Source organism: Aequorivita xiaoshiensis (assembly GCF_022008395.1).
Taxonomy (GTDB): Bacteria; Bacteroidota; Bacteroidia; order Flavobacteriales; family Flavobacteriaceae; genus Aequorivita; species Aequorivita xiaoshiensis.
The window spans coordinates 1-6,948 of the sequence record NZ_JAIRBB010000023.1; the positions used below are offsets into that span (position 1 = coordinate 1).

Annotated in this window: 7 protein-coding genes; all 7 read left to right on the forward strand. The window is 32.0% G+C overall.

Translation table 11 applies throughout. The features are described from left to right. The first annotated feature begins 144 nt into the window (after positions 1-144). The 7 genes from K8344_RS13505 to K8344_RS13535 all read left to right on the forward strand — a co-directional run bounded on the left by K8344_RS13505 (position 145) and on the right by K8344_RS13535 (position 6,717). Positions 145-909, forward strand: coding sequence for a hypothetical protein (locus K8344_RS13505; RefSeq protein ID WP_237609206.1), 765 nt, complete (start codon positions 145-147; stop codon positions 907-909). Between the two features lie 166 nt (positions 910-1,075). Continuing rightward, positions 1,076-2,011: a bacteriophage abortive infection AbiH family protein gene (locus tag K8344_RS13510; protein ID WP_237609207.1), complete on the forward strand. Its 936-nt coding sequence runs from the start codon at positions 1,076-1,078 to the stop codon at positions 2,009-2,011. A gap of 176 nt (positions 2,012-2,187) precedes the next feature. Beyond that, a complete protein-coding gene (locus tag K8344_RS13515; RefSeq protein WP_237609208.1) occupies positions 2,188-3,357 on the forward strand; it encodes an exonuclease domain-containing protein in 1,170 nt (389 codons plus the stop codon). Between the two features lie 138 nt (positions 3,358-3,495). Further along, a complete protein-coding gene (locus tag K8344_RS13520; protein ID WP_237609209.1) occupies positions 3,496-4,758 on the forward strand; it encodes a tetratricopeptide repeat protein in 1,263 nt (420 codons plus the stop codon). Between the two features lie 159 nt (positions 4,759-4,917). After that, a complete protein-coding gene (locus K8344_RS13525; protein WP_237609210.1) occupies positions 4,918-5,304 on the forward strand; it encodes a hypothetical protein in 387 nt (128 codons plus the stop codon). A gap of 172 nt (positions 5,305-5,476) precedes the next feature. Next, positions 5,477-5,848: a hypothetical protein gene (locus tag K8344_RS13530; RefSeq protein ID WP_237609211.1), complete on the forward strand. Its 372-nt coding sequence runs from the start codon at positions 5,477-5,479 to the stop codon at positions 5,846-5,848. Next, positions 5,848-6,717 carry an exonuclease domain-containing protein gene (locus K8344_RS13535; protein WP_237609212.1) on the forward strand — a complete coding sequence of 290 codons (870 nt, stop codon included), beginning with the start codon at positions 5,848-5,850 and terminating at the stop codon, positions 6,715-6,717. The genes K8344_RS13530 and K8344_RS13535 overlap by 1 nt, the downstream gene beginning before the upstream one ends. Positions 6,718-6,948 lie beyond the last annotated feature (231 nt).

The window sequence follows — 6,948 nt, forward strand, 5'->3', positions numbered from 1 at the left end:
GGTCGCCAAATCTTTTGATTTGGCTTTTAGAGAAATAATAAAACAAAATGCAAAAGATTTGGCTTATGGTTAATCCGAAAATTAATCGCTTATTTTCAGCCCTACTTCTTTTATACTAACCGTTGTGCAACATTTGACCAAAAAATGAAAAATCGAATTTTAACAATATTATTTTTAGCTATAAATCTGACTTTATTCGGACAAGATGCTCAAGACTGTTATGAAATAAAGTATCTCGACTTTTTTGGTTTGGACAAAATGGAGATTATAAAGTGGCCGGAATCTGAACTTGATGGACTATCCAAAATGGATTTTGCCAAAGACAGAGGCAAATCTGAAATTAAGACTAACTTTATAATTCCGATGATTGTATACCAATTAGCTGAATATCATCCGAATTGCAATCAAAATATTGACACAAATTATTTCAATAAAATTTCAGAAATCTATTTAAAAATTAGAGAAATTGATTCAACCGAATTTCAAAAAAAATCAATCGCTGAAAAGATTGACTTTTTACGTGCTGACTTCTATTCTCAAGTCGAAAACGTGGAATATCTGCCGAAAATGACAGCAACTTTTGATGACGGACCTTTTTATGGAGTTGACTATAACGAGGAATCGAAATTAAAACCAACTAAAACGCAGGAAACTGAATTCGGAACTTTAACTGTTTCAAAAGCTGATGATAAAACTATACTTGCAAGTAAAGACAAAAACGGAAATATAATTTGGCAAAAGGCAATTACAGGATTGTCGGACAGAAATTTAACCGAATTACATTTTACCGAAAATCCTATGGAATATAATTCTGTTGCGACTGTTGCTCATATGTATTCAGAAGGAGAAAGATTTACACTATATTTAAAAAACGATGGAAGTTTTATGTATTACTTTCATTCGTGGTAAAGAAAATAAAAAAACGTTGCACAACAATGGCTATAAGTAATTGCTCGTTCTCGCCTACTTCTGAAAATCCTCGCGGATTTTCAGTTTGGTGTGTACTTGCAAAGTTAAGTGCTAACCCACGCAACTACTCATAGCCGAGACCGTTGTGCAACATTTGAACAAAAAATTGAATAGAAAGAAATTATACATAATAGGAAATGGTTTTGACCTCTATCACGGAATTCCTTCAGGATATTGGAATTTCAGAGAGTATGTTGAACAAGTGGACAACGATTTGTATGAAGAATTGAATACTTATTTTAATCCAGATGACTTGTGGTCTGATTTTGAATCAACTCTTGAACATCTAGATACAGATGAAATTGTTGACTATGCAATGAACTTTTTAGAATCATATAGCCATCCAGATTGGAGTGATTCTATGCACCACGATTATCAATACGAATTAGAAAGGAAAATTGGTATTGTAACGGTTTCCTTAAAACGCCATTTTACCGATTGGATTTTATCATTAGAAATAAAAAATCACAACAATGCCAATGAATTTGGTCTAGATGGAAATGCGAGATTTATAAATTTCAATTACACTAGAACTTTAGAAGTGATTTATAATATTTCAACAAAAAATATTTTTCATATTCACAACAAAGCGATAGATAAAGACTCCTTGTTAATTCTTGGTCATAGTAGAAATCCTGCTGATATTGCTTCATTTAATGATGTTCAAGGAATTGAAGACCAAGATGTAAGAATAACAGAAGGAAATGAAATCCTAGATAATTACTTCGTTGAGACTTACAAACAAAGTGAACAAATTATTGACGAAAATAAAGGCTATTTTGACAGTCTGAATGAAATCGAAGAAATTGTAATTATTGGGCACTCTTTATCAGAAGTGGATAAAAAATATTTTCAGCATATCGCTACGAAAATTAATGCAGCCAATGTTACTTGGAAAGTAAGTTATCATTCAAAAGATAAAATAGATGAAAACACTAAACTATTAGTGGATTGTGGAATAAACGAAAGTCTCATTTCATTTCATCCAAATAGCGAAATAGAAAACGGAATTGACCCTAACCAAGTAAAATTATTTGAATAAAAAACGTTGCACAACAATGGCTATAAGTAATTGCTTTTTCTCGCCTACTTTGGAAATTCCTGCGGAATTTCCAACTTGGTGTGTACTTGCAAAGTTAAGTACTAAACCACGCAACTACTCATAGCCGAGACCGTTGTGTGTCATATTGACCAAAAAACCGAAAATCGAATTTAACAATGTTTAATTGGTTCAAAAAGAAAGAAAAAATAGAAAATCCGATTGAAATTTCAGTTAGCGGAATAAATCCTCAAACGGAAAATGAATTTCTATTCTACAACTTTGTGGAATTAACTTTTGCACCTCATTTGCAAAAATGGTACGAGAAAGCAAAAGCAAACGGAATTCAATTTAAACCTCAATACGAGCAAGCGATTAAACAAAAAGTTTCGACATCTGAATTTAAAAATCCTCATAATTTTCCTGAATATTTCGACAGTAAATTTGACCATATTGTAATTGACTTTGAAACAGCAAATCAAAACCGAGTTAGTGCTTGTGCTTTAGGATTAGTTTTCATAAAAAACGACAGAATAGCTTATCAAACAAGTTTTCACATCAAACCACCAGAAACCGAAAAATTCTCAAGCAGAAATATTGGAATTCACGGAATTACAGCCGAAGATGTAGATTACGCAATGACTTTTGATGAACTTTGGGAATTTGAACTTTCAAAATATTTTAATCAAAACTTAATTGTGTTCCATAACGCAAGTATGGATTTGAGTGTTTTAAAAAACCTCTTTGAACACTATTCAATTTCAGATTTCAATATTAACTACTTGGACACAATGCAACTTGCGGAGAAAACAGGAAATTCAAAAAGGTTAGCTGAACTCGCAGAAAAATTTAACATTGAATATATTGACAAACATAATCCTGAGCAAGATGCAAAAGTTTGTGCTTATGTATTTGGCGAACTTGCAGAACTTTATCCTGATTATGAGAGTTTGATAAAAACTTTGAGCTTCGGAGAAATTCAAGAAAAAATAACACGACAAAAAGAAATAGCCGAAATTAAAAATCAAAATCTTGATTATGTTCAAGCGTATTCACTAAAAGACGGAGAACTCGAAAAAATTGAGATTAAGAACAAAGGATTTATTTTTACTGGAGAAATAACAACAGACAGAAGTACAGCAAAAAAATTTATCGAACAAAATGGCGGAATAATAAAATCTGGAATTACGAGCAAAGTCGATTTTGTTGTTATCGGAGCTGACTTTGGTTGGTCGAAAATTCAAAAAGTACACGAACTGAACGAAAATAAAAATTGTAACATTAAAATATTAACTAATTCGGATTTTGAAAATCTGAAAAAAAAATACGCCACACAACAACGGCTATAAGCAATTGGGGTTTGAGTGCTTAACCGAAAATTAAAACCTAAAACGAAGGTCTGTGCTAAATTGAAAAGTAAGAGCAAAAAATCCCCAACTGCTCATAGCCAAAGCCGTTAGCCACTATTAAAAAGACATAACCCAAGAATGAACAATAGACTAATCTTAATTTACTTTTTGATATTGACATCAAACTCTTTTGGACAGACAATACAAGAGCTTGAATATGATTTGTCTTGGTATAGTAGTTCTGAAAAATATGGTGACAAAATTGAAAAAGCAAAGAGATTACAAGAGATAGACCCATTTAATTTTAGAGCTACAGAATATATCTGCAGATACTACTATGACAGAAAAATTGATTCTGTTTCCATCTACTTTGACAATTTGATTAACAAATTTCCAGACAAAACTGAACCATATCTTTTGCGGTCAGAATTATTGTTTCTTGAACTTGATTATAGAGATAAGGATGAATACAATAGACGTAAAGTAAAATATTTAAAACAGGCTCTTGCAATCAGTCCCAACGATTCAATAATAGTTTTTAAGTTGGCAGAAGCATATTATAAAGATTTTATTTTCCCTTTGGAGAAAGAGCAAGATTGGGGATTTGATTTTGTAGATAAATTAATTGATTCCACAATAGCTGTCAAAGAAAAAGCTGTAAAGAGATCAACATTTGAAAACGCAGCAGATAGTTCATTAAATTATTTGTACCAAGTTTGGGATTTAAGGAAAGACAAAAGAGATATTATTTACTATCCAATAAGACAACTTGAATGCTTTTTAAAACAGAGTGACCAAACACCAATTCCAAAAGACGCTGAAAGAGATTTTAATCAATGCTATTTTCCGTCATACTATTTCACCAATCTAACAGATAATTGGGAATGTGATTTTTCCACAGACTACCTCTTTGAAATTGAATCAGGGAAAGGTACAGCTGAATGGCTTCAAGTTCAACTTAGTGACCTAAAAGAAGATTGCCTTTACAATAAGGAATTAAAGCAAAATTCAATTATTTATCGTTTTACTTGGTTAAGAAGTTTTCATCATCCGATTGCAATTAGAATTGAGAAAGTTGAAAATGAGATAATGTTGTATTGGAAAGTTGGAAAAGGTGCGGGTGGCTATGAACCAGAAGGTTTAAAAAAATCAGGTAAGAAAAAACTACGTCTAAAAGAATGGATAGAGTTCGAAGAAATTGTAAAGGCTTCAAGTTTTGATAGTTTGCCAAATGAAAAATATATACCAATGACAGATGGAGCAACTTGGACTTTAGAAAGAAAAAAGCACGAATCATTTAAAGCTCATCATTCAAATTCACCAAATAAGGAGTTTAGTAATGCCTGTTTATACTTACTTGACTTAACAAATATCAAAGTGAAAGATGATGATAAATACTAAAAATAACAGTGGCTAACATTGTATAAAAATAATAGCGGTTTCATCGCTAAAACGAAATGAAATTTATAAATCAAACGACAGTAACAAAACGAAAAGTAAGTGTATAAAATCCGCTACTATTCTTATACGTTACCGTTGTAAAACATTTAGACAAAAATTATGGGAATAGAAAAAACTGAACAATTACTGAATAAGTTTGACTATAAATTTGAAAAGAAAAATGACCAGATAATAGTCAAACTGGATTTAGCTCAAAGAATTATAATTGACTTCTCAAATCCTGAAAAAATAAAAATAACTGACAGATTAGTTGGTTGGAATTTCCTAACAGGACTTATAGAGATGAGTATTAAAAATGCAACCATATACAATTTTATTGGAGCATTAGTTCTGACTATAATGTTTGTATACTTGGATTTAGAATCTGATGGAATTAATCTGATTTTTTTCTTTTTGACTTTTATTCTTTGGGCAATTCTCTGGACAACGTTTTATCTCATTAAAGCGGAAAATATAAAACGGACTTTAATGAGTTGGAATCTATAAAAATATGCTAAAAAAACGTTTTACAACAATGTATAACCGCAATTACGGCGGATTCGACTACGTCCGAATCCACGCGGAATTGCTAAAGCCATTGCTAAACCGAAAATCATTAACTTTAAACCCGTAACTGACGGTTATACGAGACCGTTAGGCAAAATTAAAACCAACGACAATGACAAGAATTTACAGAAGCTTTTCAGAACCTGATAGAAAGAATCTAACTTGGGAAGAGACTTGGAGACGAGAAGATAAAGGATTGATAAAAAATTATGAAGTTGGTAGAGCTTTAGCAATAAAAGAACCTGAATTAGCTGAAAAAGCAAAAAGAGGTGAATTGCCTGTTCTTGGATATAAAGGCGGAGTTGAAAAAGTCTTGAAGAAAAAGGAAAAAATCGGAGCATTAAATTACATTGCCGAATGGCAAGCGTTACGTGGAGAAGACTTGAATATAGATATGGACGAAGAAATGGTTTTGACTTGTACAAGAACAGGAGTAACCGTAACATTTACAATGGACTTGGAAAAACTTAAAAATCCTTTCTAATGAACTTTTTGGCAATTGACGTTGAGACAGCTAATTCTGATATGGCATCAATTTGCCAAATTGGATTTGTTATTTATGAAAATGGTCAAATCAAAAAAGAATGGTCAAGTCTACTAAACCCAGAAGATTACTTTGATTTTTGGAACGAATCAATACATAATATTACAGAAGAAGATGTTGTTGACAGTCCAAAATTCCCAGAAGTTTACGAATTTCTTAAACAACATTTGGAAAATTACATTTGCGTTTGCCACACTCATTTTGACCGAGTTTCAATAAATCGGACTTGCGAAAAATATGGACTTCCTACAATTCAAAACAATTGGATTGACACAGCAAAAGTTTCACGAAGATGTTGGGAAGAATTTGCATACAAAGGATACGGTCTTGCGAATGTTTGTAAAAAATTGAATTTCTCTTTTAACCACCACGATGCTTTAGAAGATGCTAAAGCTTGCGCACATATTTTAATTTCCGCAATTAAAGAGAAAGATAATACCATTGATGATTGGCTTATAAGAGTAAATAATCCAATTTTAGCGAATGCGAGAAATTATAGTGATTCCGTTTCTAAAGAGGGAAATCCAAATGGAAATCTATATGGAGAAGTTTTAGTTTTTACAGGTTCATTACAAATTCCAAGAAGAGAAGCTTCAGTACTTGCATCTGAAATAGGTTGTAAAGTAGTAAATGGAGTTACAAAAAAAACAACTCTTTTAGTGGTTGGAGACCAAGACATAAGTAAACTTTCGGGAAAGGAAAAAAGCTCGAAACACAGAAAAGCAGAAGAACTGAAAAATAATGGACAGAACATCAGAATATTGAAAGAATCTGATTTTGTTGCATTATACGAATCGAATAAAGAATAAATTAAAAATAACTTTGCCTAACAATGGCTATAAGTAATTGCTTGTTCTCGCCTACTTCTGAAAATCCTCACGGATTTTCAGTTTGGTGTGTACTTGCAAGTTAAGTGCTAACCCACGCAACTACTCATAGCCGAGACCGTTGTGGTGCATTTAAGAAAAATCGTGAAAACCTGAAAATTAGGCGAAATGGAAGGCCGAAAAGAAACTGATTTTTTTTGGTGCGTAAAAGCA

What these genes read in the sequence shown, in the direction of transcription:
- K8344_RS13505 (WP_237609206.1), top strand. Translation starts at nt 145, where the DNA reads ATGAAAAATCGAATTTTAACAATATTATTTTTAGCTATAAATCTGACT.
- K8344_RS13515 (WP_237609208.1), top strand. Translation starts at nt 2,188, where the DNA reads ATGTTTAATTGGTTCAAAAAGAAAGAAAAAATAGAAAATCCGATTGAA.
- K8344_RS13535 (WP_237609212.1), top strand. Translation starts at nt 5,848, where the DNA reads ATGAACTTTTTGGCAATTGACGTTGAGACAGCTAATTCTGATATGGCA.
- K8344_RS13525 (WP_237609210.1), top strand. Translation starts at nt 4,918, where the DNA reads ATGGGAATAGAAAAAACTGAACAATTACTGAATAAGTTTGACTATAAA.
- K8344_RS13520 (WP_237609209.1), top strand. Translation starts at nt 3,496, where the DNA reads ATGAACAATAGACTAATCTTAATTTACTTTTTGATATTGACATCAAAC.
- K8344_RS13530 (WP_237609211.1), top strand. Translation starts at nt 5,477, where the DNA reads ATGACAAGAATTTACAGAAGCTTTTCAGAACCTGATAGAAAGAATCTA.